Source organism: Streptomyces sp. MB09-02B (assembly GCF_033794485.1).
Taxonomy (GTDB): Bacteria; Actinomycetota; Actinomycetes; order Streptomycetales; family Streptomycetaceae; genus Streptomyces.
The window spans coordinates 26,406-51,140 of record NZ_JARGEE010000011.1 but is presented as its reverse complement, the minus strand read 5'-3'; the positions used below and the strand labels follow the sequence as shown (position 1 = coordinate 51,140).

The following is a 24,735-nucleotide window of genomic DNA, read 5'->3' as shown; positions in this document are numbered from 1 at the left end:
GTCGGGTGGCAGGCAGGGGCGGAGCGGACGCGGCGCAGGTGGTCATCACCGTGCCAGGCGAGGCCGCTGTCCGTACGAACATTCCGGTGGTCCGTGACCGGCGTGCCTCGCGGGGGCGGTACCTGGCGCTGATGACCGGCCGGGAGGCGCCCGGTGAGAGCGGGTGGTTCGCCGCGTACCGGGTGCCGGCACCCGAGGCGGGGGTGTACGCGCTGACCGCCGTCGCCACGGCTCCCGTCGAGACGGCACAGGTGGAAGCAGTCGCCTCGTACATGCGACTGCGCGTGAACGACGGCCCGTTCACCGAGATCGCGCGTTCACAGCCGCTCTGGTACGAGTCGCGCCGCGCCTGGGGGGACCTGTCCGTGCTCGAACTCGGCGAGGTCGAGCTCCGACACGGCGAGAACACGGTCACTTTCCGCGTCGGCGAGGCCGTCCCCGTCGACCACGCCATCGCGTACGTGCTCCGGCTCGACCATGTCACGTTCACCCTGCGGCGGCCCCGGGCCGGGCAGCCCGTGCCCCGTGAGGTCTCGGTCCCCGTCCACCGTCACGGCGATCCCGCCCCTCCCTTGAGCGTGCGCTTCGACGGCCACGCCGTCCGCACACATCAGGTGCGCTACACGGTCACCGACCATCACGGGCAGTGTGTGGCCGACGGTCAGGCGACCCTGCGTGCGGGGAGCGCGACGGCCACCGTCCTGCTCCCCCGGCTGCCGCCCGGGCACTACCGGGTGGAGGCCAGGGGCGTCACCGGGCAATTCGCCTGCCTCCCGCGGCAGTTACCCGTCACCGGCGCCGCGAGCCGGTTCGGGGTCAACATCTGGGTGTCCTCTCTCGTACCACCGTCCCGGATCGACGCCTTCGCCGACGCACTGCGGCGGATGGGCGCGGGCTGGGTGCGCGACGGTCAGTCCTGGCCCGCCGCCGAACCGGCACCCCGCGTGTACGACACCGTGCGCCACGACCGCGTCACCCGTGCCCTGCGCGCGCACGGACTCGCGGTCTGCGACGTGGTCTCGTCCGCACCGGAGTGGGCGATGACCGAGGCGTCGCTGCCGCTCCCGGCGGACCTTCGCCACGCCTACCACTACGCCCGCCGCCTGGCACACGCCGCCCCGGAAGCGATCCAGCTGTCCAACGAGCCCGACGTCGACACCACGCGCAGCACCGGCGACGCCCACGCTGCGTTCGTCAAGGCCCTCGCTCTCGGCATCAGGGACGCCGCCCGGGACCTGTCCGAGGACGACATCGACGCGGAGCCGCCGCTGGTCGTCCTGCCCGGCATCGCGCAGAGCGGCACCTTCCAGGACCTGATGATCGACAACGACGTCGTACGGTACGCCGACGTCTGGGCTTTCCACGGATACCCGGACCCCGCCGAGAAGGACGACCCGCGGTTCCCCGGCGCGGCGGACGAGCAGCACGAACTGGCCGGCCGACGCGGGGCGTCGGGCATGCCGCTGTGGATGACGGAGTGCGGTGCCTTCCTGGAGGCCCGCCCGTGTCACGACCTCACGCCCGCCCAGGAGGTCGTGCAGGCCCGATACGTCGTCCGTTCCATGGTGGAGGGGCTAGCCGCCGGAAACGCGCGGCAGTTCTGGTTCGCGGGACCGCCCCTTCATGACGACGGCGTGTACTTCGGTCTGTTCGACCGGCGGTTCCACCCCCTGCCCTCGTACACGGCCTTCGCGGTGCTCACCTCACTGCTCGGTGCGGCCCGCTTCGTCGGCGCCGTCCCCGAACTGCCCGACGGCGCCGTGGGGTTCGTCTTCGACAGCGGGCGCGGCGAGCGGGTCACCGTCCTGTGGGCGCCGGAGCGAGTACGGGTCGACCTGCGGGGAACCGCCTACGACCTCATGGGTCGCCGTGTCACCACGGTCACCGCCTCGCCCGACCCCGTCTATGTCGTCGTACCGTCCTGCGCCCCACCGGTCGACCTCGCTCCCCGGCCCGCGCGCCATCTCCTCTCCCCGGCCGAGCACATCGTCCTCGGTCAACGCTTTGCGGCGCGGAACGCCGCCCCCGGCAAGGACAACGGCGACGCCCCTCCCCCGCTGGGCTACCGCCTCGGGCGTCGTACGCGCATGACGGTCGACGTCTACAACTTCGACGGCTCGGCGCGGCACGTGACGCTCACACCCCGCCCAGCAGCAGGCTGGTCGGTCCGACCACGAGGAGCGCCCCGTGTCCGGGTGCCGGCCCAGGGCCGTACGGGCGTCGACTTCACGGTCACGGCCGACCGTTCCGTGTCCCGCCGGACCGACCAGCGGCTGACGTTCACCGCGGTCCTCGACGACGGCAGCAGGGTGCCGGACTCCGTGGCGCTCGTCCACCTCAAGTGACGTGGTACGCGACCGGCGACCTCCACCGGCCCACGGCGCGGCGCGGCCATCGTCGACAGCCCAACCTTCGGCGGCATCACCGGCTGGGCCGACCGATCCTGGCTCCGGCGCAGAAATGGCGGAGGCTTATGCCACTTCCGGCAGACGGTCGAGGCGATCGCGGTCCACCGGGGTCAGTTCGAGACGCTCCGCGGCGAGATTCTCCTCCAGGTGATCGGTCCGGGCGGTGCCGGGGATCGGGAGGATGACGGGTGAGCGGCCGAGGGGCCAGGCGAGCGCCACCTGCGTGGGGGTGGCGTCGAGCCCGCTGACCATGTGGCCTGCCGTTCTCAGGAGTGGAAGCGCGTCAGCAGGCCTGGCCGCCGGGCGCCGTCGCGTCGGCGACCTCAGGGGCTGTCGGTTTCGTGGGTGTGGGAGGCGTGCGATAGGCGCGGAGGGGCGCGTTGGTCGCGGACACGGTGGCGATCGCCAGGACGGCGGACAGTCCGCCGAAGACCAGGGAGAAGGAGGCAGAGGTCACCGACGCCAGCAGGCCGCCACGGAAGTTGCCGAGTTCGGGGCCCGCCACACCGATGACGTGTTCCACCGAGGAAACCCGCCCTCGGTACGCGTCCGGCGTCTCCAGCTGGACCAGCGCACCGCGGGTGACGACGGACACGGTGTCGGCAGCGCCCGCCACGGCAAGGCAGCACAGCGCCAGCCACAACGGCCCCGCCAGACCGAAACATGCCAGTGCCAGGCCCCAGACGGCGGCCGCGGACAGCTGTACCAGGCCGCCACGGCGCCAACGCGTCACCGTGCCGGAGAGCAGACCCGCCGTGATCCCGCCGACCGCGACGGCGGAGAGGAACAGGCCGAGGGTCTGCGGGTTCCCGCCGAAGCGGGTCTCGTTGACCAGCGGGAACAGCGCGACGGGCATGGCGAGCAGCGTGGCGGAGAGGTCGGTGGCCATGGAGCCCCACAGCGTCGGGCGCCGCAGGACGATCCGCCAGCCGCCACGCTCCGGCCGGCGCCTGCCGCCTGCCGCTTCGGCTCCTTCGGGCCGCACGGCAGGCAGGCGGATCACCGTAAGCATCGCAACTGCCGTGGCCACGGCCTGGGTTGCGTACGCGGCAGGGAGATCCCAGCGGGCGATGATCAGTCCGGCCAGGGCGGGGCCGGTCAGCATCGCTGCCTGGAAGGAGACGTTGGTCAGCGCGAGTCCGGCCGCGACCTGGTCGCCCGGCAACAGCCGGACCGGGAAGGTGCGCCGGGCAGGAGCTCCGAGGGCGCCGCAGCTCGTCCCCAGGGCCACCAGGGCGAGCAGCACCAGCACGTTGCGGTTGTCCGCCAGGGCCTGGGCACACAACCCTGCGGCGGCCAGCAGTTGGCCCGCGGTGGTGGTCCGCACCACCGCGCGACGGTCGAAGGTGTCGGCCAACGTGCCGCCGAGCAGCCCGAACAGCACCATCGGCAGACCGGTGGCGAGCCCGATGGCGCCGGTGCCCACGGGGCTGCCGGTCAGGTCCCAGACCTGGGCCAGCACCGCCACGGTGGCTATCTGCCCGCCGAGTTGCGAGACGGAGGTGCCGATCCACAGAGCACGAAACGGCTGGCTGCCGCGCAGCGGGCGGGTGTCGAGGAACCGGATACGGACGCGCCGTCTCATCGCGGTGGTTCGACGAGGTGCTGGAGGATCCGCTCCCGCATCGACCGGTGCCGCAAGGCCCGCCGCACCTCCTCGACAACGGTGGTCATCGCGTACGGGAGTTCGCTGTCCAGCTCGGCGACCGTCGCGTGGGTAGCACGCCACTCCGCCTCCAGGAACGGCACCAGCGCTCGCCCGCGCTCGGTCAGGCCGATGCGCCGGGTGCGGGCGTCTGGCCCCGGCTCGGAGGTGACGAGATCCTCCTTGCGCATGGCGGCGATGGTCTGACTGACGGCGGAGTGCGAGCGGCCCAGGGACTGGGCGAGCTCGCGGATGGTCAGTGGTCCGGTATGGGCGAGCCGGATCAGCGGATAGGCGAAGCGAGGCCGCACCCCCTTGATGCCGCGCTCGACGTACACCTGCTCGATCTCGGCGTCCATGGCCGCCAGAAGCTCGTGCAGAGAGTGCCAGGGATCGGGTAGCGCTGTGGGATCTGATGATGTCACAGCGCTAATATAACAGCACTAATATAACAGCGCTACGATGATTCGGCGCACTGTGGCGGGGACACCCCACGACCGCGACCGCAGCCGCGACCGCAGCCGGCTTACCCGTCGCTCGCCGCACCGCATCCAGCCGGCCCGCTCACGGGCCAGTGGGGGTTAGGCATGCCGTCATCGCCCATATGCGCCCGTCGCCAGATCGAGTTCCAGCTGTACGAGGTCTCCGGCACGAGCTGGTGCCTGCGTCCGCACGAACACCGCGCCGGCGCCCACGCGCACCGGCCGCACAGCTCGACCCAGCCGTGTCCGGTCGAGTGCTGCTCCGGTGGTCCCTCGTCACCGCACGCCGGGCAGCCCGGCAGCTCGGCACCGTCCAGAAGCGCGTTCTGCCGCCGGACGTACTCGGGCAGACGCAGCGACGGGTGGTGGAACGGGGCGTCGTACCAGGCGCGCTCCGATCCCTCCCACCAGCCCCGCAGCCACCACGGACGGGGGTCCGGCACGGCCCGCCTCCCGGCCCGCTTCTCAGCCCGGCGCCGCGCGGCGTACTGCTCGGCCCGCGCGAGCCACAGCACCCGAGCCTCGTGCAGTTCCTCGACCGCCCGCACCAGCGCGTCCGGATCGGCATGCAGCCGCCGGGGAATCGCGGCGCTGAGGGTGAGGTGGTGGTAGGTGGCCCGCAGGCCGTAGGGCGCGAAGACGGTGAGGCAGGTGCGCAGCGCGCTGTGCCGGCGATGGAGCGGGAGTCGGGCGTCGCACACGCGCGCCCGGTGGGTCAGGAAGCTGGTCACTGTGCGGGCTCCAGATCCAAGGCCCGAGCCAGGGCCGCGGTGACGGCGGCGGCGTGTGCCGGCAGGTGTTCCCCGGCCCAGTTCCCGGCGAGGCCGAAGAAGTCCCGCAGGTCCTGCTCAGCGCCGGTGACCAGCGCGCGCACCTCGTCCACCGGCAGCTCGATCACCGGGCTGCCGTCCTCCGCGTGGACGTCGAACGTCAACCGGACGGTGGAGCCGACGCGTTCCGCCGCCGAGGACGGGTCATGGCCGAAGTAGGCGCTGCCGGTGCCGTCGAGCACCTCCAGCCAGTCCCGCCACGTCTCCAGGCCGTTGCAGCAGCTCGGGTCGATGTAGACGGTGCCGGTGGCGTCGTCGGTCACGCGGAACCCCCCGGCGGCGAACAGGTCGGGCATGGTGAGCAGCCCGTGCAGGAACGCGCCGAGCGGGTCGGTCGGGCACGGCCCGTGGTCCTCCTCCGGCTCGACGTCGTTGCACTCGGCGATCCGCATGACCGCGGTGCCGACCTCCGCCGGAGTCAGGTCCCCGTCCAGCACGAGATAGCCGTAGGACTCGTGCTCGCCGACGGGCCAGAGCGCGAAGCCGCCGACGGCGAAGATCTCCAGAACGGGTTGCATCACCATCACACGGAGATGATCCCGGACCCGCTGTCGCACCACCACGGGGTTTCGCTGCGGCAGCGGGCGCAAGGCAGGGGGGCTGTCGCCCGGGCACAGAGGTGCTGCCGCCCGGGCACAGGGGTGCTGTCGCCCGGGCATGAGGTCGCGTTGGCCGGGCGGCCGTCTTCACACAACCCTTCGTCCACCTCGCGAGTCACATCCGCGTACGACCTTCACCCTCGTTTCCCCCTTCTACCACGGGAGTTCACCGTGCGCGCTCGCACCCTGGCCGCCACCGCCGTCGTCGCGGCCCTCACCGCTGCCGGCCTGACCCTGCCGCTCGCGGGGAGCGCCGCGGCCGCGTCGGCCGCGCGCTTCGACTTCAACGGCGACGGATACGCGGACATCGCGGTCGGCATGCCTGACGCCACGGTGGGCGGGAAGGCCGGAGCCGGCTACGTCAGCGTGATCTACGGCGGCCCGCAGAGCCCCAGTCAGTCCACCGGCGTCATCAGCCAGGCCGAGACCGGCATACCCGGCACGCCCGAGGCGGGCGACCGGTTCGGCTCCTCCGTGGTGCCCGTGGACGTCGACGGCGACGGTGTCTTCGAGTTGGCCGTCGGCGCGAGCGGCGAGTCGCTCACCTCCGACCAGCTCAAGGACGAGGGCACCATCACCGTCCTGGACGGCTCGGGGTGGAACGTCACGGGCACCACCGTGGCCCGGGGCACATCCGAGTACAGCAACGTCGGCCTGACCATCGCCACGGGTGACTACGACGGCGACGGCGACGCCGACCTCGCGTACGGCGAGAACGGCGAGGAGAACGGCGCGCTCCGGTTCCGCCCGGGCCCGCTCACCGGCGACCCGGTGACCACCACCGCCGTGCGCCGGTACAGCATCGGCGGCCACACCCTCGACCTGGCCACCGGCGACTTCGACGGCGACGGCAGGGACGACCTGGCCGCCACCTGGCGGGCTCTGGAGGACTCCGGCACCTACATCACCCGGTGGAACGACCAGGCCACACCCGCGCAGTGGTGGGCCGACTCCGACCGCGGCAGCGCACTCGCCGCCGCCGACTTCGACCAGGACGGCACCGACGACCTCGCGGTCGGCCTCGTGCAACCCAGTACCGAGTCCGACACGACGCATTGCCAGGACCGCCTCGGCGGTGCGGTGCTCGTGTTCAAGGGCTCGAAGACCGCGAAGTTCGGTGCCGGGAGCGAGTGCGTCACGCAGTCCAGCCCGCAGGTCGGCGGCGCCGCGGAGGAAGGCGACGACTTCGGCGCCGCGCTCTCCGCCGGCGACCTGAACGGCGACCACCGCCCGGAACTGGTCGTCGGCGTGCCCGGTGAGGACGTGGGCACCCTGAAGGACGCGGGCGGGTACGTCGTCCTGAACGGCACGGAGCAGGGTCTCCACGGCGGTCTTGCCCGCAGCCAGAGCACCCCGAACATGCCCGGCGCCGCCGAGGCCGGCGACCGCTTCGGCGCCCAGGTCACCGTCGGCGACTACAACCGCGACGGCCTGGGGGACACGGCGGTGAGCGCGCCCGGGGAGAACGCCGGCGAGCCGAAGTCGGGCGGCGTCTGGTTCGTACCCACCAGCACCGAGGAGACGTACCCGCTGGGCAAATCACTGACCCCGTTCGGCTTCGCACTGCCCAACGGGGCCATCAAGTACGGCGAAGTACTGGGGCATTAGCTCATCGAGTTCGGTGTGGGTCCCTGACCGAACGCGCTCAGGGACCCACACGACCAGCGACAGGCGACCGGCGGGCAGCGGGCAGCGGGCAACTCACCGGCCGCGCCCGACGGCTCCAGCGTCGGAGTCGGCGTAGGCATCGGCGTCGGCGGGGCGGCGGGTGCGACCAGGTCCCGTGCGTGGCGGTCCCATGGCCGCGACGACGAGTTGTGGCGTTCGCGGTCGTCCGTCACCCGTAGGGCGGCAGGCCTCCCGGCCGGTTGCCCGTGAAGCGTTGGCCCATGGCGATCTCCTGGCCCACGACCGACCAGAGGGTCTCGTCGTCCTGGAAGGGGAGCGGGTCGATGGCGGTCGTCTCCTCACGGATGCGCTCTACCTCGTCGTCCAGGCGCTCGAAGTCGGCTTCCTCGTCGACGTCGTCGTCGCTGAACGTGAACTCCTCGAGCAGGCGCTGGAACCGGAGGGTGACCTGGACGAGGGAGGAGACGTCCGTGTGGAGTTCCCGGACCGTCTCCTCGTCGGGGTCGAACGCGTGCACCTGGCCGGAGACGGGGTCGAGGGCGAGGTGGGCGTTGAGCAGCCAGCCGATGACGGTCCACTCGCCCGCGCCCTCCGCGGCGTCCTCGAAGTCCCCGATGTCGACGACCTCGTGCACGAGAGAGAGTCGACCGGACTCCTCGTCGGCCTCCCGCAGCCACAGCGTCCCGGTGGGGATGCCGACGGTCTGCAGGAGGCGGGCGCCCTCCGTGTCCGCGGTGGAGGGTGGGAAGGCGGTGGCGGGCAGGGCGGCGAGCCGGTCCTCGCCGAAGATGTCGGCGAGTTCGCTGCGGGTGACGTCGAAGAGCACGGCTCGACACTACGGCCCGGGAGGGTCGCCCGGCGCCGAGATCCACGCCCGTGCCGGGGACCGGGCCCCCGGCGTTCCGTCCACGGGGGGGCGAAGGGCGCCTACGGTGCGCTGCGGGGCGGCCGATAGCGTGGGGGCATGGCAAGGACGGGGAAGCGGCGGGTCCTGTACCGGCAGGGCAGCGGGTTCTGGCGGATGACAGCGAAGTGGGTGCTGGTCTTCGGAGCCCTGTACCTGCTGGACGGCGGGCTGTTCCGGTCGTGGGGCGACGCTCTGGTCTGGCCGCTGATCGGAATCCTGTTGTGGGTGCCGTTCGGGATCGGTGTCGTCTGGTACCCGAGGAAGGACCAGCGCGTCGAGCTGACGGCGCGTGAACTGCGGGTGCGGCGCAAGCGGCTGCCGATGAACAAGGTGAACCTGCTGCACGTGGCGCGGCTGTGGCTGGAGGGCCGATCGACGGCGGACGACCAACCGGTGCTGGAATGGGCACGGTTCGACCGGGTGGTGTGGGTGCCACTGCTGGACGGCCGGGCGTTCGGCGTGGAGTTCCGTGATCCTGCCGCGTTCGCCGAGGTATTCGGCGCCTTCGCGGTAGAGGCGTGCGGCGGGCCCGATGTCGTCCGCTCGAGAGCCGCGACGCGGGCTTACCCGGACCCGCTCCCGATACGGCCCCGCCGCACGGACGACGCAGGCTCCTGGCCGGACCTCCTGGACATCTTCGACTGACGGTCCCCAACCCCGGGAAAGGGGCAGCGCCGTCGACCTCCGGCCTCTGTGGTCGGACTTCTGTCGTCCGGCCTCTGCCGTCCGGCCTCTGCCGTCCGGTCTCTGTCGTTCGGCACCTGTAGCGGCGCGAGGCGACATCCCCTCAGTTGCGTGTCAGTTGCGTGAAGGCTGCGTGCTGCCTTCCTGGTTGGGCCGGACTGCCGCTGGGACCGTTTGAAGCGTCCCGGCCAGGCGCTTCGGCCGGCTCTCACCACCGCACGGGGCCGTCAACCCTGCCGTCGCCGCGAAGCCCAGGGGTCACTACGACGGCACAGGGCATAGCGGCAAGGACCTGTGGGAGTTCGGCTGAGACGACGAAGCGCGAACGCTGGAGACGAACTCGAATTGATCCGCTCGATCCGCGAGGAAGTCAGAAAGGGCTCTCGATGAAATCGTTGACCTCACGCTTCGTATCGGCGGCAACGGTGATCGCCGTCTCCGCAGGACTTCAGGGTGTCCTCCTGTCGGGCACCGCGCAGGCCGCCGACGCCTGGAGGCCGTGCAAGCCCGCCGGCTCGTACTGGGCACCGAACGACAAGGACGGCTCTGTCTGGGAACGGTACTTCAGTCAGAACGCAACCAAGCTCCGCCAGACGGCCTCCACCTCGGCCAGCGCGTGCGGCGAGGGACAGCCGACGCACAAGGTCGACCTGCACTGCTATCGCATCGTCGGAGGGGTGTACTGGAACTATGTCCGTGACGACACCACCGGCGGGTGGGCCGGGTGGGTTCCGGACAGCCAGCTCGAAGTGGTGAGCCAGGTGCCGTGCTGACGACGCATCCGGGCTGAGAAGGCGTTCTCTCCCGTTGTTTCATCCCGGGAGAGAACGAGCTCTTTCAGGCGTCGGTGCACGAGGGCCAGTGGTCCACCGCCCACTCCGGCCAACTCGGCGAGCCCGTCGGCGGGGTGGGGATCTCGCCCCCGGCGAGTTCGGCGGCGTCAGGAGCCTGGAACTGCTCCCGCCATTGGTCTACGTCGGTCTCGCTCATGGGAAACGTCTGGTCCGGTGTCGTCGCCTGGCGGTGCGCGATGCGGGCGAGCTGGACGTCCTTGTCCACGGGCACGTAGACCACCTGGCATGCTGCCCCTGCCGAGCGTGCCAGCCAGCGCAGTGCCGACCGTTCATCACGGCCCCAGAGTCCGTAGTCGAGCACGACGCTGGTCCCCAGCCGCAGCGCCTGGAGGGCGACCGAGATGAGCCGCCCTTCGAGTACCCAGCGCTTTCCGTCGGCCATCGAATCGCCGAACAGCGGGATCATCCAGTCGTCCGGGGTCAGCCGCAGTGCCCGGTGGGTTGCGGCGAGCTCTTTGGCCCGGGTGGTCTTCCCGGCCCCGGGGAGCCCGACCATCAGGAACAGGGTGGCGACAGGCGGATCCTGCGCCACGACGGGGCTTGCTCCGTGCGGGACGGGAAACGGGATTTCGAGCTGTGCATCGAAGAAGCGCTGCGACTGAGACATGACTCCCCTGATCAGGCAGGACGGCCCGGCAGCACAGCAAGAGGCGAGTGGCTGCCGGCAGGACGCTGATCCGGCGGTACGTCGTGGCACTGGCTCCGGCCGGGGCCGGCAACGAGGCCGCGGTCATGGGCGACCGCGGGTACCGCCGCTAAGCGGCGGTACGGGTGGTCATGGCAGCGCAGCAACACATGCTTTCACCCTAGTCGACAGCGTCGGCGGACCATCCAGGGTCGGCCACGGGCCACAGGCCACAGGCCACGTAAACCGCAGCCGAACCGGCCCCGCCCACCTCCTCCACCCAGAGCCACCAGGCAGGCGGCCCGTCCTCGCGGAGGGCCTTGTGGACGCCGGTGATGACCACGGTGATCAGGCACAGGGCGATGACGGGCTCGGCCCACAGGAAGGCGAACCAGTCCAGCACGCAGCCGATCGGGGGTGTGCCGGGAGCGGTGTTGCGCAACGCGGCGAGGGCGAACAGGGTGGCGGCCATCCAGGCCGGGCCGGGCCAGACCAGGCCCTCGGGGCCGGTCGTCAGGTACCAGGCCCCGATGAGCACGGATGCCGCGAGCTCCCACATCACCGCCATCATGAAGACCGCGAAGACCAGCGAGCTGCCCGATCGCGCCAGCCCCAGCGTCACCACGGCCTCCTGGCGGGAGGGCGCTGGTTCCGCGGAGACCGAGAAGAGCGTGTCGTGGCCGACCCGGAGCTCACCTGCCCGAACATCGACCAGTTCAACGCCCGCGCGCTCGGCCTGGTCTCCAACGCGCCGTCCACCGGCCGCATGCACGTCGAGGCGACCCGGGCCTGCCGCGACACCGTGGACGCCAAGGGCGCCGACCGCGCCGCCCCACCAGGCGTACGAGGTCGTCCGGTGGGTGGCCGAACACGGCACCGAGCACGGCTGGGACGGCGGCCTGCTCACCGTGGGCGGCCAGAGCGCCGGAGGGGCCCTCGCGGCGGCGGTGGCGCGGCAGGCGCTGGAGAAGGGAGGGCCCGCGATCGCTCTGCAGATCCTGCACTATCCCCCTCTGGACCTGGTCACCGATGCCCGGGACAAGCGCTCGGTCATCGCCAAGCCGCTGCTGCGCCCGTGGATGGCGGACATCTTCGACACCTCGTACGTGCCTGACCCGGCGCTGCGCGGTGATCCCCTGGTCTCCCCCGCCCATCCCTCCGACACCGCGGACCTGACCGGTATCGCCCCGGCGGTCGTCATCACGCCGGAGCACGAACTCCTCCGCGCGGAAGGCACGCGCTACGCCGAGCGGCTGCGCGGCGCCGGTGCGCTCCGTGACCACTGCGAGGTGCCGGGCGCCGACCACGGCTACGACAAGGACGACGCCGAAGTGGCCCGAGGCGTCTACGGCCTGATGGCCCAGCACGTGCGTCAGGCTGTGCACCCCGACTGATCGGGGGCGCGGTCGCGGATCGTCCGGGCCGGTTCCCGGGTCGTCGGGGGGGGCGGGCCCCCATCGGCGACCGCTTCCCGTATAGCTGAGTGGCCCCGTACCGCTCCGGCTCTTCATGACGGTCGTACGAGCCCCGCGTCGTAGGCGAAGATGACGGCCTGGACCCGGTCCCTGGCGCCGATCTTGGCGAGGATGCGGCTGACGTGGGACTTCACGGTGGTCTCGGCGAGGTGCAGGCGTTCGGCGACCTCGGCGTTGCTGCAGCCGGAGGCGACCGCGGTGAGCACCTCGATCTCACGCTCGGTGAGGGCTTCCAGCTGTCGCGCCTGCTCACGGGTACGGCCGGGCAGGCGTGTGGTGAAGGCGTCGATGAGTTTGCGGGTGAGCCCGGGTGAGATGACGGCGTCGCCGGCGGCGACCGCGCGGATCCCTGCGAGGAGTTCCTCGGGCAGGGCGTCCTTGAGGAGGAAGCCGCTGGCTCCGGCGCGCAGGGCGTCGTAGGCGTACTCGTCGAGGTCGAAGGTGGTCATGACGAGTACGCGGGAGCGGCCGCCGGAGGTGACGATGCGGCGGGTCGCCTCGATGCCGTCCATGCCGGGCATGCGGACGTCCATCAGGACGACGTCCGGGTGGAGTTCGGCGGTCATGCGGACCGCTTCGGCGCCGTGTGTGGACTCGCCGACGACGGTCAGGTCGGGGTGCTGTTCCATGAGCATGCTGAAGCCGAGGCGTTGCAGGGCCTGGTCGTCGACGATGAGGACAGTGGTCATGCCGGGTGCTTCTCCGTAGGCGTGGGCGTGTGGGTGGGTGGGGCGAAGTGCAGTTCCGCTCGGACGCTCCAGCCGCCCCGGGCGTTCGGGCCGGCGGTCACGGTCCCCTGGTAGAGCAAGGCTCGCTCGCGCATGCCGAGGAGGCCCTGGCCCCCGGCCTCGCGAGGGTGCCTACGGGGCGTACGCGGAGGGCCGCCGTCCTCGACGGCGACGCGTACCGCGTGGGAGGTCGCCACGACGGACACGTCGATCGTCGTGGTGGGGGCCGCGTGCTTGAGGGTGTTGGTCAGAGCTTCCTGGACGATGCGGTAGACGGTGAGTTGCAGGCCTGCGGGAAGGCCGGCGAGAGCACCCTCGGTGTGCAGGGTCACGGTGGGGCCGGCGGCCCGGATCCGCTCCACGAGGGCGTCGAGGTCGGTCAGGCCGGGCTGGGGTGCCAGCGGGGTGCCGCGGGAGGCGGTGCCGTCCTCGCGGAGAGTGCCGAGGAGCCGGCGCAGATCCGCCAGTGCGCCCCGCCCGCTGTCCGCGATGATCTGGAGCGTCTCGGCGCCCCGTCGGGGAGAGGACTCGACGAGCCCGGCCGCGCCGTCGGCGAGGCCGACGATGACGGCGAGGGTGTGGCCGAGGATGTCGTGCATCTCCCGGGAGATGCGTGCCCGCTCCGCCGCTTCCGCGAGCCGGGCCCGCTGGTCCCGTTCCACCTCCAGCCGCACCGCCCGGTCCTGCAGCGTGGCGATGTACTGGCGCGCCACCCGTCCGCCCAGCCCGAGTCCCGCCATCGCCAGCATGCTGAGCGTCAGCATGACGGCCAGCGCCAGGGCGGTGGTGATGCGCTTGAGCTGTACGTCGGAGGAGAAGGCGAGGATGGTGATCAGTGTCTGGGGTACGGCGACCGTCACGGCGCCGGCCAGCGCGAAGGGGGAGGCGAAGCGGGCCAGGTTGTACAGCATGATCAGCTGGGCGAGGAAGTGCGCGTGGGTCAGTACCCCGCACGCGGCCTCCGTCACGGAGAACCCCGTGACGACGGCGAACACCAGGACGGGGCGGCTCTGGCGCCACAGCAGCGGGACGGTGATTCCGGCCAGCAGGAGCAGTGAGACGGGGAGGGCGGGTCGTCCGGACGCGGGGTGTTCCAGCAGGGGCTGGAGGCCGAGCGCGGCGCACAGGAGGGGCACCCCCCACCTCCTGACGCGGGGGTGTGCCTGGTCCGCCCGCCCCACGGCGGCCAGCAGGGCCAGGAGCCGGACCACGGTACGGTCCTCCGCACCGCAGAGCAGGGTGACGGGGTCGACGGTACGGTCCTTCGAGGTGCACGGCCCGAAGCCGGGGGCGGTGGAGTGGTCCTTCGATGCTGAGGTCACGGGGTGTGTCTCCGGGGTACCGGCGGACCGTCCGCCGGCCCTCGGGGGGTGAGGGCCGGCGGACGGCGTCTGGAGGGGCGGCTCCCGCTGCGTGGGATCACGTGCGCCGGGCCACTGTAAGCGGCGCGGTGCTCAGTCCCGGCCCCGGCGGGCGGGCTCGAGCGGCTTGTCCTGGGCACTCGTGGGCTCGGCCTGCCCGTCCGGCTCTGTGGTGTCGGCCGGTCCGTCCAGGGTGTGCCGCAGTTTCTCGCCCTCGACGTCGACGTCGGGCAGGATTCGGTCCAGCCACCGGGGCAGGGCCCAGGCCCGGCGGCCCAGCAGGGTCATGACGGCGGGCACGATCGTCATGCGGACGACGAAGGCGTCGAAGAGGACGGCGGAGGCGAGACCCAGGCCGATCGATTTGATCAGTGCGGCGTCGGCGAGGAGGAAGCCGGCGAAGACGGAGATCATGATGATCGCCGCGGCCGTCACCACACGGGCACCGTGCCGGAAGCCCGCGACCACCGCCTCGGTGGGCTCGGCACCGTGGACGTACTCCTCCCGCATCCGGGTGACGAGGAAGACCTGGTAGTCCATGGCGAGACCGAAGACCACACCGATCATGAAGATCGGCATCACGCTCACGATCGGCGCGGTCGTGTCGACACCGAAGACGTCCTTGAGCCAGCCCCACTGGAAGACCGCGACCAGCACACCCAGGGTCGCCACCACGCTGAGCAGGAAGCCCAGCGTCGCCTTGACCGGCACCAGGACCGAGCGGAACACGAGCAGCAGCAGGATCACGGCCAGACCGACCACGACCAGGAGGTAGGGCACGAGGGCGTCGCCGAGCTTGTCGGAGACGTCGATGTTCAGGGCCGTCGTGCCGGTGATCACGACCTCCGCGCCGGTGGCCTTCAGCACGGCCGGGGCGGTGGTGTCACGGATCTCCCCGACCAGGTCCACCGTCTCCTGACTGCTGGGGGAGCTGTTGGGGACGGCGCGGATCAGGGCCACGTCCCCGGAGGAGTTGAACACCGGCGGGCTCACGGAGGCGACGTCGGGCAGCTCGCCCAGCACGGTGACCGTCTCCTCGGCGGCGGCCTTGGGGTCCTTGCTGTCCCGGGCGTCGACGACGACGGTCAGCGGGCCGTTGTAACCGGGGCCGAACCCCTTGCTGAGGGTGTCGTAGGCGACCCGCTGGGTGCTGCCCGCGGCAGCGGTGCTGTCGTCGGGCATGCCCAGGCGCATCGACAGCGCCGGAACGGCCAGCACACCAAGGACGGCGACCGAGACCAGCAGCGCCCGCCAGGGGTGGCGGATGACGTGCTGGACCCAGCGCACGCCCATCGGCTCGCCCTCGCCGCGCTCCAGCGCCCGCATGCGCCCGGTCCGGAGGCTGCCCCTCATGATGCGCGTCCCGGCGAAGCCCAGGACCGCGGGCAGCAGGGTCAGCGCGACGACCACGGCCACGACGACCGCGAACGACGCCGCAAGGCCCAGGTCCGACAGCATCCGGATGCCGACGACGCTGAGTCCCGCCAGCGCGATGACCACCGTCAGGCCGGCGAACACGACCGCTGATCCGGCCGTGCCCAGGGCACGCCCGCAGGCGTCCTCCGGCTCGTGGCCCGCCCTGATCTCCCCGCGGTAGCGGGAGACGATGAACAGGGCGTAGTCGATGGCGACCGCCAGGCCCAGCATCAGCGCGAGCGTCGACGCCGAGCCGCTCATGTCCCACAGCGCGGTCGCGATGGTGATCGACAGGATCGCGAAGACGACGCCCAGCAGCGCGGTCAGCAGCGGCAGGCCCGCGGCGAGCAGCGAGCCGAAGGTGATCACCAGCGCCACGGCGGCCACCGCGAGACCGATCAGCTCGCCGGCGTTGGCGCCCTCCTTCTCGTTGACGGCGTTACCGCCCAGACTCACCGCGAGACCCGCCCTGTCGCCCTTGCCGGCGACGGCGTGCAGGGCGTCCCGCGCCCCGGCGGTGATCTCGGCCTGCGCGACCCGGTACGTCACCTGCGCGTAGGTGACGGTGCCGTCCCGGCTGATCAGACCACTGGCGTAGGGGTCGCTGACACTCGCCACCTGAGGGGCCTTGTGGAGGTCGGCGATCAGTGACTCGACCTCGGCCCTGCTGGCGCCCGACGTCAGCTTCTGCCCGCCGGGGGCCTCGAAGACGACCCGGGCGGTGGCACCCGAGGCGGACGCCTGCGGGAACTCCTCGTCGAGCAGATCCAGCGCCTTCTGCGACTGGGTACCCGGGATCGTGAACTGGTCCGAGGACGTGCCCGACACGCTCGCGGAGCCGATACCGACGACCGCCACAGCGACGATCCACAACAACACCACCAGGCGTCGCCGCCTGAAGGCGAACCGGCCGAGTCGGTAGAGGAGGGTGGCCACAGAAAGTACTCCCACCTGGGAAACAACGGGACAGAGAAGACGAGACTGAGTGGGTCTGCGTGACCCGTCCCTCAAACTAGGCGCGGAAATCCAGCCACCCACGGCACCAGGGAAGCGAATACGACGACGACGCCTCCTCCTCCGGTACCGGTCGCCCTCATCCGGAAGCACGCAGACTCCGGCAGTGGTGGACCCGGTCGGGTCGGGTGCACCGGGCGGCGCTCGGCACCCTTGCCTCGGAGAACGGCTTGCACCTGGTGGACATTCGGGGCCGTGCCGGTGAGGTTTCGGTGCTGTCGGGTTCAACACCCCGCCCTGTCCGGCACCGAGTGGATGATGGACCGTAGTACTCCGGTACTACACGGCGTGTCCCGATTCACTACCGGAGTACTGGGAGGCGCGTGGAAGACCACTCCTAAGTTGTCGTCAGAGGCCTCAACATCACCGTCGATCCGCAACAGAAGGAATCCCATGCCCCGCAAGAACCGCATCCTTGTCATCGTGACCAGCGTCGGCGAGTACGAGACCGTCGGATACCGCACCGGTCTGTGGCTGGGTGAGCTGACGCATTTCTATGACGTCGCCGAACAGGCCGGGTTCGATATCACCATCGCCAGCATCGACGGCGGGCCCGTGCCGCTCGACCCGGAGAGCCTCGCCCACGCGGTCCTCGACGACCTCGGCACCGACAAGCGGTACACCGACCGCCAGTTCATGGACAAGCTCAAGGACACCGTGGCCGTGGCCCAGGTCGACGTCGACGACTACGACGCCATCTACCTCACCGGCGGTCACGGCGTGATGTTCGACTTCCACCAGAGCGAGGCGCTGGAGACGCTCATCGCCCGCTTCTACGAGACCGGCCGGATCGTCTCGGCCGTCTGCCACGGGCCGTGCGGCCTGCTCGACGTCACCCTGAGCAGCGGCGAGCCCCTGGTGAAGGGGAGGAACGTGACCGGCTTCTCCTGGCGCGAGGAGGAACTCGCGCAGCGGGCGGACGCCGTCCCCTACAGCCTGGAGGACCGGCTCAGGGAACTCGGCGCGTCGTACAGCATCGCGGAGAAGCCCTTCGACAGTCACGTCGTCGAGGACGGCCGCCTCATCACCGGTCAGAACCCGGGCAGCGCCAAGGCCGTCGCGGAGGCAGTGGTCCGACACCTCGTCTGAGCAGCCGCCCGTCGTAGGAAGATTCCGTCAGGAGGAGACCTGGACCAGTTTGCCCCGCACCCGTCGGCCCGAAGGTTCGGTCAGGCCGTCGGCACCTTCTCCAGGGGCAGGGTCCGGGTCACCATCGGGTCCAGGCGTTTGTCGGCGGCCGTGGCGAGCAACTCGCTGAACACGGTGGACAGTTACCTCCGGGATCGTTCGTCTCCACCCGTGTAGGCGGCCCCGAGTGCCTCACTCGGGGATGCCGTGGGCGGCACGCCGGTAGTCCGACGGGTTCAGTCCGCAGGCCTCGTCTCTGCCCCTCACCTGCCTCGGCCCGGGCTCGGGGGCCGCCCGGTGCAGCGGTAGTACAGCATGTCTTCGTGGTCCGGTTCGGGGTCGGGGAGAGTGAAGCCGGCGGAGACGACGCAGTCGCGACTGGCCTGGTTGTCGGCGTCGATGCCGCAGAAGAACGTCTGGACGTCGTCGGTGCCGGGGTGGGTGAGAACGGCCTGGAGGACCGCGCGGCCGTATCCGTGCCGCCACCGGTCGGGGTCGACCAGGTAGGCCAGGCCCAGGGCGCGGCGGGGGTCGGCGTCGGACAGAACGGCTCCCTCGGGGCCCTCACCGTGGTAGCGGACCCAGCGGTCGTAGACATCGCCGCAGATGAACGCGACCGGCTTCCCGCCCTGATCCAGGCCGATCCAGCCGTGGGAGCGCAGCACCAGCGCGCCGCGGAAGACGGTACGGGTGTGCTCGTTGATCAGCCGCAGCTGACTGTGGATCCAGGACCGGCCGCCGAGGCGCTTCTGGACCTCGGGGTGGTCGAACCAGTGCTCGATCTGGTAGGCCCCGGCCTCGGTCAGCGGCTGAAGCCGCATCCCGGGGCCGGCCGGTCGGGTCTGCGAGGGCCGGCTCAAGCTGCCTCCTGGCGTTCGACGGGGACTCCATTGTCGGACGTTCGCCGCCGCGGTGTCGCTGTCGGTGGCGGGACGACTCTGCCACGGGCGTCTGAAGCGTGAGATCTACGTCCTGGAACAGCGCTCCTCCCGCGTGCGGTCGGGCCCGCGTACCGAACCGGTCGCCCCGCAGACGGCCGGTGACCAGGCGGCCCCGGTTCACGGAGGCCTTCGGCCTGGACGACCGCGACGGGCACTTCCGGTGGTGTGCCGAACGGCTCCGCCGCAACGCCGTGTTCTGCGGCTGACGTGCGCCGCCGTCACCACATTCGTCCCCTCGTCCTGCTCTCAGCCGGAGTTCGCGGACGTGGCCGAGGGAAGGCTTTCGGACTCGATGTGTTCGCGCAGCCACTGTTCGGTGCTGCTCACGTGCAGCAGCGCGGCCGCCTGGCTGAGTGTGGCGTCGCGGGCGGCCAGCGCCGCGTAGATCGCCTCGTGCTCCATGACGGTCCTGGTCGCGACCTGCACGTCGGCCCGGCCGCGCCAGACCCGGGCGCGAAGCGTGCGGCCGGAGACGCCTTCGAGCAGTGCCAGCAGGGACTCGTTCCCCGTGGCCTCGACCACGGCGCGGTGGAAGGCCGCGTCGTGCACGTTGAGGAGTTCGACGTCGTCGCGGGCCTCGCGCATCGCGTCGAGGTGGTGTTTGATCCCGGCCAGTTGCTCGTCGGTGACGCGGGTGGCGGCGACCGCGGTGGCGGCGGGTTCGAGCAGCCGCCGTACCTCCATCAGGTCCAGTAGCGCGCCCGCGTCGGCCTGGAGCAGTTCCACGGCTCCGCCGAGGCCCTCCAGCAGTACGCTCGCCTGCAGACTGGTGACGTAGGTGCCGTCGCCCCGCTTGACCTCCAGCACACGGGCGACCGCCAGCGCCTTGACCGCCTCGCGCGCCAGGTTGCGGGACAGCCCCAGCTGAGCCGCCAGATCCGGCTCGGGAGGCAGCTTGGAACCGGGCGGCAGCTCGCCGGTCCGGATCAGCTCACGAATCTGCTCGATGGCCTTGTCCGTGAGGGACACCGTGCCCCCTCTTCGCGCGTGTGTGTTTCCGGCATGCCCGGTCCGCTGTCTATGCGTGACCTGGTCCCCATGGCGCATGCCGGGCGTGATGTCGATGATACGGGGAGGGGTGCGGGGGATGACTATCAGCGGGAGGCCGAGGGGTACGGCTTCGGGGCGGGTGTCTCCTGGTTCGGTGTCTCCTGGTTCGGTGCCGGACTGCCCGCTCAGCCGGGGCGCAGTCGGTAGAAGTCGGTCGCGGTGCCGGCGAGGATCGCCTCGGTCTCGCTCGCGGAGCAGTCGGCGAGAAGCTCCTCGACGGTGGCGGCCCAGCGGTTCCATCCGCCCGCGAGCTCGCAGACCGGCCAGTCCGAGCCGAACATGAGCCGGTACGGGCCGAAGGCGGAGAGCAGCACGTCCCACGCCGGGCGGATGTCGTCGAGGGTCCACTTCTGGTGGTCGGCCTCGGTGACGAGACCCGATATCTTGCAGCGCGCCTGGGGATGCCGGGCCAGCAGGCGGATCTGTCGTTCCCAGTCGTTCAGGTCGCCGCCGGCGATGGGCGGCTTCCCCGCGTGGTCGAGGACGATTCGCAGGTCAGGGATGGTTTCGGCGAGCCTGATCACCTGGGGCAGCTGGTGGCTTCGGATCAGGACGTCGTAGCCGAGTCCGTGGTCGCGCACCGCACGCAGCCCGGACTCGACGACGGGGCGCCTCAGCCAGTGGGGGTCCGGCTCCGCCTGCACGATGTGCCGGACGGCTCGCAGGTGAGTGCCGCCGGGAGCGGCGCGCAGCGCGTCGAGGATGTCGTTGATGGCTAGGGAGGTCAGGTCGACCCAGCCGACGACCGCGCCGATCAGGGGGTCGGCGTCGGCCAGGGCCAGCAGCTCGCGCGTCTCGGGCAGGGAGGTGACGCACTGGACGAGCACGGTTCGCTCCAGACGGCGTCCGGCGATCGTCCGGGTGGCGGTCGTACGCAGGTTGCCGGCGTCGAAGGAGCGGCGGATCGGCTCATGCCCCGGGTCGTCCAACCAGGGCTGACGGTGTCGGTCGAGGTTCCACACGTGGTGGTGGGCGTCGACGAGGCGGGGGCGGTCGGTGTCAGACACGGGCCGCCCAGACGGGGCCGCCGGTGACGCGTACGGGGTCGACGAAGCAGGTCGGGACACGGACGTCGAGGACGTCCTCCAGGGCCGTGATGCGCGGTGACGAGCGTACGGCGGACGACATGACGGCGACTCCAGTGCAGGGGCGGGCGGAAACGTCAGGGCATGCGGGGCAGAACGATGCCCCATACATGGGATGAATGAGGCAGGGGCCGACTGTAGGCACTCGACACGGTGACTGGCAATCCATGGATGGTACGCATCCGGGCTCGCAGGTCACGCACCCTCACAAAGCGGACATCCGCTACCTCAGCCGCCTTTTGTCAGGCGCGTTGCCAAATTGTAAGCAGGGCCACGACCCGCGTCCTCGCGCTCGATGAACCGCCTGAAAGTAGAGGTCAGAACGGTGCGCTGTTGATTCCAGCAGTTCCGTCGGGCGGTACGGGGGCGGTTCCCCGGCCCCACTCGCGTGAATCAGTGCTTGAGGACCCTTGTCATCGTCGGCAACCCAGCCGTAACGTCCTCCCCGCTCAAGAGACATGGGAGTAATTCACAGCTCACCCGTCGGCCGAGACCGCGCTGCTCACCGTCAACCATCGGAACGCCTCATGTGCCCCGGAGGGAGGTCTCTCCATGTCGAGAGCGATCGACAGACGTCAGTACCTGGGTCCACGACTTCATCGACGGAGCGAAGGACAAGGCCGGCACCTTCGTCAATGAGTGGAACCCCGTCGCCACAAGCCGGTCAACCGAGCCAACGGCATGGTCGCCGACAGCTGGGGCGCCACCGACAACGGCGCCGCGTGCCGGCGGTTGGCCCGGAACGGCCACACCGACCAGCAGCGGACCGTCAGCCCCCTCCGAACGATCCCCCAGCCCATGTCCCGGTGCGGTGCCGTGCCCCGGCCCGTACTCGTTCCTGACGACCTCACCCTCCAGTGAAGAAAGGCTCTCCATGCAGAAAAGACAACCCCTCCGCGGACTGAGCGCGCAGGCCACCGTCCTGGCCCTCGCCCTCACGTGCGGAGTGGCGGTGATGGCCCCGGCGCCGGCGTCGGCCGCGAGCGACACGATCGGCGTGACCCTGACGACGTCGGACCTGAGCCAGGCCCTGACCCCGCAGCCGGGCATCGCACTCGGGCCGGTGTCCTCGGGCAGCGTGAACCTGAAGGTGGACGACACCCAAACCTTCCAGACCATCGACGGCTTCGGTGCCTCGTTCACCGACACCTCGGCCTACCTGCTGCAGAACAAGCTCGACGCCACCACCCGCGACCGGGTGATGCGTGACCTGTTCACCCGCGGGTCCGGCATCGGCCTGTCGCTCATGCGGACGCCGATGGGGTCCTCCGACTACACCGCGACCCCCGCCAACAACCCCTCGACCTGGTCCTACGACGACAACGGCGGCGTCGCCGACCCGAGCCTCGCCAACTTCTCCACCGCGCACGACGACGCCTACATCGTCCCGATCATCAAGCAGGCCCAGGCGCTCAACCCGTCGATGAAGCTCTTCGCCAACACCTGGAGCCCGCCGGCCTGGATGAAGACCAGCAACACGATGCTGGGCGCGGGCAACGGCACCCTGAAGGCCGACATGTACGGCCCGCTCGCGCAGTACTACGTGAAGTTCCTCCAGGAGTACAAGGCCAAGGGCGTCAAGGTCTGGGGCGTCACCCCGCAGAACGAGCCGACGATCTCGCCGTCGTCGTACTCGGCGATGCTGTGGCCGGCCGCCGACGAGGCACGGTGGATCGCCGACCACCTCGTCCCGGCGCTGAAGCAGGCCGGCCTCGACGACACGAAGATCCTGGGCGCGGACGCGGACCACGTGAACGTCAACTACGCCAACACGCTGATGGGCAACCAGGCGGCCCGCGACGCGCTGTACGGCACCGCGTGGCACTGCTACCGCAACGACCTGCGGAACATGACGACCATCCACAACTCGTTCCCGGACAAGAGGCTCTACGAGAGCGAGTGTTCCACCGGCCCCGGCATCGCGCCGATGAACGCGGCCCAGCTCACCCTGGAGTCCACCTTCAACTGGGCCAACGGCGTGCTCCTGTGGAACCTGGCCCTGGACACCGCCGGCGGACCGAAGATGGGCGTCGGCTGCGAGAAGTGCACCGGGCTGGTCACCGTCGACCAGGCGACCGGCAAGGCGACGTACACCAACAACTACTACCAGCTGGGCCAGTTCTCGAAGTTCGTCGCCCCGGGCGCCACGCGGATCGGCTACAGCGACGGCGGCAACGTCTGGGCCCAGGCCTACAAGAACCCGGACGGCGGTGAGGTCATGGTCGCGCACAACAACAACAGCAGCAGCACCGCCTTCACAGTCACCTGGAACAACGCGGGTTCCTTCCAGTACACCCTGCCCGCCGGCGCCACGGTGACCTTCACCCGGGGCGCGCAGACGGCCGCCGCCCCGCTCGTCGGCCAGGGCTCGAACCGGTGCCTGGACGACACCGGCAACCCGGCCAACGGTGTCCAGCAGTACATCTGGGACTGCACGTCCGGGAACGCCAACCAGGCCTACGCCTACTCCGCGGGCCGCGAACTCCGGATCGCGGGCAAGTGCCTCGGCGCGTCCGGGAACGGCACCGCCAACGGGACGAAGGTGATCACCTGGGACTGCAACGGCGGCGCCAGCCAGAAATGGACGTTCCGCGCCGACGGCAGTGTCACCAACGACCTGTCCGGACTCTGCCTCGACGTGACCGGCACGGCGACGGCGAACGGTTCCAAGGTCCAGCTGTGGAGTTGCACCGGCGCGTCCAACCAGAAGTGGTCGCTCTCCAGCGGAGCTTGACGGACGAACGGCGTCCGGTTCGGTGCGCGGGTACGTCCCGCGGACCGGCCGGACGCCGCGTCGTGCTGCGGCTCGGCCGGCCGGAACGACCATGCGGATACGGCCGGTTCGGCGGTCGGCGGGGCATCGGGGCGTTCTCCGGCACCCGCTGGGTGACCATCGCGACGCGGCACACCTACGACACCTTGCGCGTGCTTCGCCCGTCGGCGCGGCGGCCGGGGGCAGCCGACGGCTCGGGGGCCTCGGCCCGCCCCCGGATTCCGTTGCGAAAGTCGATCGGGGTGCGGCCCGCGCGTTGCAGGAAGAACTTGCTGAACTGGGACGGCGTGACGAAGCCGAGGTGGTCCGAGATCTGCGCCGCGCTCTCGTCGCTGTGCGCCAGGAGACGCTTCGCCTCCAGCACGACCCGGCGGTCGATGAACTCCTTCGCGCTCAGCCCGGCGCCCGCCAGGGCCGCCCGGGCGAGGGTGCGCCCCGAGTAGCCGAGCATGTGGGCGTAGTCCTCCACCCGCCGGGTGGCGGTGAAGTGCCGTTCGACCGCGTCCCGGAAGCGCAGGTAGGTCTCGTCGGGCTCCGGAGCGGGGCCGCCGACCGGGACGGTGAGATGGGCCAGCCGCAGCAGGAGAACGGCCAGGAGGTGACGCAGAGCCGCGATGTGCAGGTCGAGAGGCAGGTGCCCCAGCGACTGGAACTCGTGGCGCAGGTGGTCCGCGGCCATGGTCACCGCCTCGGCGTCGGCGCCTACGGGGGTGGTGACGACCGGTGCGTGCGGATCGTCGACCCTGGCGGCTGTCGCCGTGGCCGGGTCCAGCACGTCCTGCTGGAAGAGGATCAGAGTCCCCTCGGCATGGGTGAGGTCACCCCACTGGTGCACCTGCCCCGGGCGTACCCACAGCCAGGAGCCCGGCCGCAGGGCGTAGTCGTCGAAGTCGACGACGTGCCGGAGGTCGCCCGCCGTGAGCGTGAGCAGATGGTGGAAGTCGGGACGCCGGGTCCGGGTGAGGGTGTCCCCGGAGACACGCCGCCGTAGTTCGGCCAGCGACATGACCTCGATCCCGGCGGGTGTGCCGGCGGGCGCGGCGAACAGGATCTCCGGGATGTCGCGCGGGGACTCGTGTCGCTTTTTGGCCATCATCAGTC

At 70.9% G+C, this 24,735-nt stretch carries 23 protein-coding genes and 1 pseudogene; 8 read left to right on the top strand and 16 right to left on the bottom strand.

Annotated elements, in window-relative coordinates:
* On the top strand, window positions 1–2,345 hold a 2,345-nt coding region (locus tag P1P70_RS03585; RefSeq protein WP_319234489.1), incomplete at its 5' end, for a hypothetical protein.
* A gap of 126 nt (window positions 2,346–2,471) precedes the next feature.
* Here P1P70_RS03585 and P1P70_RS03580 read toward each other — a convergent pair.
* The 5 genes and pseudogenes from P1P70_RS03580 to P1P70_RS03560 all read right to left on the bottom strand — a co-directional run.
* Window positions 2,472–2,648 (bottom strand): annotated as a pseudogene (locus P1P70_RS03580) (aldo/keto reductase); the annotation flags it as partial.
* Between the two features lie 43 nt (window positions 2,649–2,691).
* Complete coding sequence (locus P1P70_RS03575) at window positions 2,692–3,993, bottom strand: MFS transporter (protein WP_319234486.1); 1,302 nt, start codon at window positions 3,991–3,993, stop codon at window positions 2,692–2,694.
* Window positions 3,990–4,478 (bottom strand): MarR family winged helix-turn-helix transcriptional regulator, encoded by a 489-nt coding sequence (locus P1P70_RS03570; RefSeq protein ID WP_319234484.1) that lies wholly within the window; start codon window positions 4,476–4,478, stop codon window positions 3,990–3,992. Before P1P70_RS03570 ends, P1P70_RS03575 begins: the two co-directional genes overlap by 4 nt.
* A 101-nt stretch (window positions 4,479–4,579) precedes the next feature.
* Window positions 4,580–5,266 carry a hypothetical protein gene (locus tag P1P70_RS03565; protein WP_319234482.1) on the bottom strand — a complete coding sequence of 229 codons (687 nt, stop codon included), beginning with the start codon at window positions 5,264–5,266 and terminating at the stop codon, window positions 4,580–4,582.
* Window positions 5,263–5,889 (bottom strand): hypothetical protein, encoded by a 627-nt coding sequence (locus P1P70_RS03560; RefSeq protein WP_319234495.1) that lies wholly within the window; start codon window positions 5,887–5,889, stop codon window positions 5,263–5,265. The genes P1P70_RS03565 and P1P70_RS03560 overlap by 4 nt, the downstream gene beginning before the upstream one ends.
* Window positions 5,890–6,135: 246 nt before the next feature.
* Between P1P70_RS03560 and P1P70_RS03555 the strand changes: the two genes are divergently transcribed.
* Window positions 6,136–7,572: an FG-GAP repeat protein gene (locus tag P1P70_RS03555; RefSeq protein WP_319234480.1), complete on the top strand. Its 1,437-nt coding sequence runs from the start codon at window positions 6,136–6,138 to the stop codon at window positions 7,570–7,572.
* 229 nt (window positions 7,573–7,801) lie between these two features.
* Here P1P70_RS03555 and P1P70_RS03550 read toward each other — a convergent pair whose 3' ends face one another.
* Window positions 7,802–8,419 (bottom strand): SUKH-4 family immunity protein, encoded by a 618-nt coding sequence (locus P1P70_RS03550; RefSeq protein ID WP_319234478.1) that lies wholly within the window; start codon window positions 8,417–8,419, stop codon window positions 7,802–7,804.
* 138 nt (window positions 8,420–8,557) lie between these two features.
* Between P1P70_RS03550 and P1P70_RS03545 the strand changes: the two genes are divergently transcribed.
* Both P1P70_RS03545 and P1P70_RS03540 read left to right on the top strand, forming a co-directional pair.
* A complete protein-coding gene (locus P1P70_RS03545; RefSeq protein ID WP_319234476.1) occupies window positions 8,558–9,145 on the top strand; it encodes a hypothetical protein in 588 nt (195 codons plus the stop codon).
* A gap of 425 nt (window positions 9,146–9,570) precedes the next feature.
* On the top strand, window positions 9,571–9,957 hold the full coding sequence (locus P1P70_RS03540) for a hypothetical protein (protein WP_319234475.1): 387 nt from the start codon (window positions 9,571–9,573) through the stop codon (window positions 9,955–9,957).
* Window positions 9,958–10,021: 64 nt separating this feature from the next.
* Here the strand turns inward: P1P70_RS03540 and P1P70_RS03535 are convergent, their stop codons facing one another.
* Window positions 10,022–10,534, bottom strand: coding sequence for an ATP-binding protein (locus tag P1P70_RS03535; protein ID WP_319234493.1), 513 nt, complete (start codon window positions 10,532–10,534; stop codon window positions 10,022–10,024).
* Between the two features lie 310 nt (window positions 10,535–10,844).
* Window positions 10,845–11,288, bottom strand: coding sequence for a DUF4436 family protein (locus P1P70_RS03530; RefSeq protein WP_319234474.1), 444 nt, complete (start codon window positions 11,286–11,288; stop codon window positions 10,845–10,847).
* Window positions 11,289–11,523: 235 nt separating this feature from the next.
* Between P1P70_RS03530 and P1P70_RS03525 the strand changes: the two genes are divergently transcribed.
* Window positions 11,524–12,057 (top strand): alpha/beta hydrolase fold domain-containing protein, encoded by a 534-nt coding sequence (locus tag P1P70_RS03525; RefSeq protein ID WP_319234472.1) that lies wholly within the window; start codon window positions 11,524–11,526, stop codon window positions 12,055–12,057.
* 113 nt (window positions 12,058–12,170) lie between these two features.
* On the opposite strand, the gene P1P70_RS03520 is transcribed toward P1P70_RS03525, so the two are convergent.
* From P1P70_RS03520 to P1P70_RS03510, 3 genes are all read right to left on the bottom strand, one after another.
* A complete protein-coding gene (locus P1P70_RS03520) occupies window positions 12,171–12,827 on the bottom strand; it encodes a response regulator transcription factor (protein WP_319234471.1) in 657 nt (218 codons plus the stop codon).
* Window positions 12,824–14,188: a sensor histidine kinase gene (locus tag P1P70_RS03515; protein ID WP_319234469.1), complete on the bottom strand. Its 1,365-nt coding sequence runs from the start codon at window positions 14,186–14,188 to the stop codon at window positions 12,824–12,826. The genes P1P70_RS03520 and P1P70_RS03515 overlap by 4 nt, the downstream gene beginning before the upstream one ends.
* Before the next feature lie 132 nt (window positions 14,189–14,320).
* Entirely contained in the window at window positions 14,321–16,579 is a 2,259-nt protein-coding gene (locus P1P70_RS03510) for an MMPL family transporter (RefSeq protein ID WP_319234467.1), read from the bottom strand.
* A gap of 471 nt (window positions 16,580–17,050) precedes the next feature.
* On the opposite strand from P1P70_RS03510, the gene P1P70_RS03505 reads away from it, so the two are divergent.
* Window positions 17,051–17,746, top strand: coding sequence for a type 1 glutamine amidotransferase domain-containing protein (locus tag P1P70_RS03505; protein ID WP_319234465.1), 696 nt, complete (start codon window positions 17,051–17,053; stop codon window positions 17,744–17,746).
* Between the two features lie 302 nt (window positions 17,747–18,048).
* Here the strand turns inward: P1P70_RS03505 and P1P70_RS03500 are convergent, their stop codons facing one another.
* The 4 genes from P1P70_RS03500 to P1P70_RS03485 form a co-directional block, all read right to left on the bottom strand.
* A complete protein-coding gene (locus tag P1P70_RS03500) occupies window positions 18,049–18,645 on the bottom strand; it encodes a GNAT family protein (protein WP_319234464.1) in 597 nt (198 codons plus the stop codon).
* A 327-nt stretch (window positions 18,646–18,972) separates the two neighbouring features.
* A complete protein-coding gene (locus tag P1P70_RS03495) occupies window positions 18,973–19,695 on the bottom strand; it encodes a FadR/GntR family transcriptional regulator (RefSeq protein WP_319234463.1) in 723 nt (240 codons plus the stop codon).
* A 206-nt stretch (window positions 19,696–19,901) separates the two neighbouring features.
* Window positions 19,902–20,783 (bottom strand): amidohydrolase family protein, encoded by an 882-nt coding sequence (locus P1P70_RS03490; RefSeq protein ID WP_319234460.1) that lies wholly within the window; start codon window positions 20,781–20,783, stop codon window positions 19,902–19,904.
* On the bottom strand, window positions 20,776–20,904 hold the full coding sequence (locus P1P70_RS03485; protein ID WP_319234458.1) for a hypothetical protein: 129 nt from the start codon (window positions 20,902–20,904) through the stop codon (window positions 20,776–20,778). The genes P1P70_RS03490 and P1P70_RS03485 overlap by 8 nt, the downstream gene beginning before the upstream one ends.
* A 596-nt stretch (window positions 20,905–21,500) precedes the next feature.
* On the opposite strand from P1P70_RS03485, the gene P1P70_RS03480 reads away from it, so the two are divergent.
* On the top strand, window positions 21,501–21,722 hold the full coding sequence (locus P1P70_RS03480; protein ID WP_319234457.1) for a hypothetical protein: 222 nt from the start codon (window positions 21,501–21,503) through the stop codon (window positions 21,720–21,722).
* Between the two features lie 13 nt (window positions 21,723–21,735).
* Entirely contained in the window at window positions 21,736–23,595 is a 1,860-nt protein-coding gene (locus P1P70_RS03475; RefSeq protein ID WP_319234456.1) for a ricin-type beta-trefoil lectin domain protein, read from the top strand.
* 175 nt (window positions 23,596–23,770) lie between these two features.
* Here P1P70_RS03475 and P1P70_RS03470 read toward each other — a convergent pair whose 3' ends face one another.
* Window positions 23,771–24,730 (bottom strand): AraC family transcriptional regulator, encoded by a 960-nt coding sequence (locus P1P70_RS03470; RefSeq protein WP_319234454.1) that lies wholly within the window; start codon window positions 24,728–24,730, stop codon window positions 23,771–23,773.
* Window positions 24,731–24,735 lie beyond the last annotated feature (5 nt).

Excerpts from the sequence above, each read along its gene's own strand:
- P1P70_RS03575 (WP_319234486.1), bottom strand. The coding sequence starts at position 3,993 with ATGAGACGGCGCGTCCGTATCCGGTTCCTCGACACCCGCCCGCTGCGC.
- P1P70_RS03560 (WP_319234495.1), bottom strand. The coding sequence starts at position 5,889 with ATGGTGATGCAACCCGTTCTGGAGATCTTCGCCGTCGGCGGCTTCGCG.
- P1P70_RS03545 (WP_319234476.1), top strand. The coding sequence starts at position 8,558 with ATGGCAAGGACGGGGAAGCGGCGGGTCCTGTACCGGCAGGGCAGCGGG.
- P1P70_RS03540 (WP_319234475.1), top strand. The coding sequence starts at position 9,571 with ATGAAATCGTTGACCTCACGCTTCGTATCGGCGGCAACGGTGATCGCC.
- P1P70_RS03535 (WP_319234493.1), bottom strand. The coding sequence starts at position 10,534 with ATGGTCGGGCTCCCCGGGGCCGGGAAGACCACCCGGGCCAAAGAGCTC.
- P1P70_RS03520 (WP_319234471.1), bottom strand. The coding sequence starts at position 12,827 with ATGACCACTGTCCTCATCGTCGACGACCAGGCCCTGCAACGCCTCGGC.
- P1P70_RS03505 (WP_319234465.1), top strand. The coding sequence starts at position 17,051 with ATGCCCCGCAAGAACCGCATCCTTGTCATCGTGACCAGCGTCGGCGAG.
- P1P70_RS03485 (WP_319234458.1), bottom strand. The coding sequence starts at position 20,904 with ATGTCGTCCGCCGTACGCTCGTCACCGCGCATCACGGCCCTGGAGGAC.
- P1P70_RS03475 (WP_319234456.1), top strand. The coding sequence starts at position 21,736 with ATGCAGAAAAGACAACCCCTCCGCGGACTGAGCGCGCAGGCCACCGTC.
- P1P70_RS03470 (WP_319234454.1), bottom strand. The coding sequence starts at position 24,730 with ATGATGGCCAAAAAGCGACACGAGTCCCCGCGCGACATCCCGGAGATC.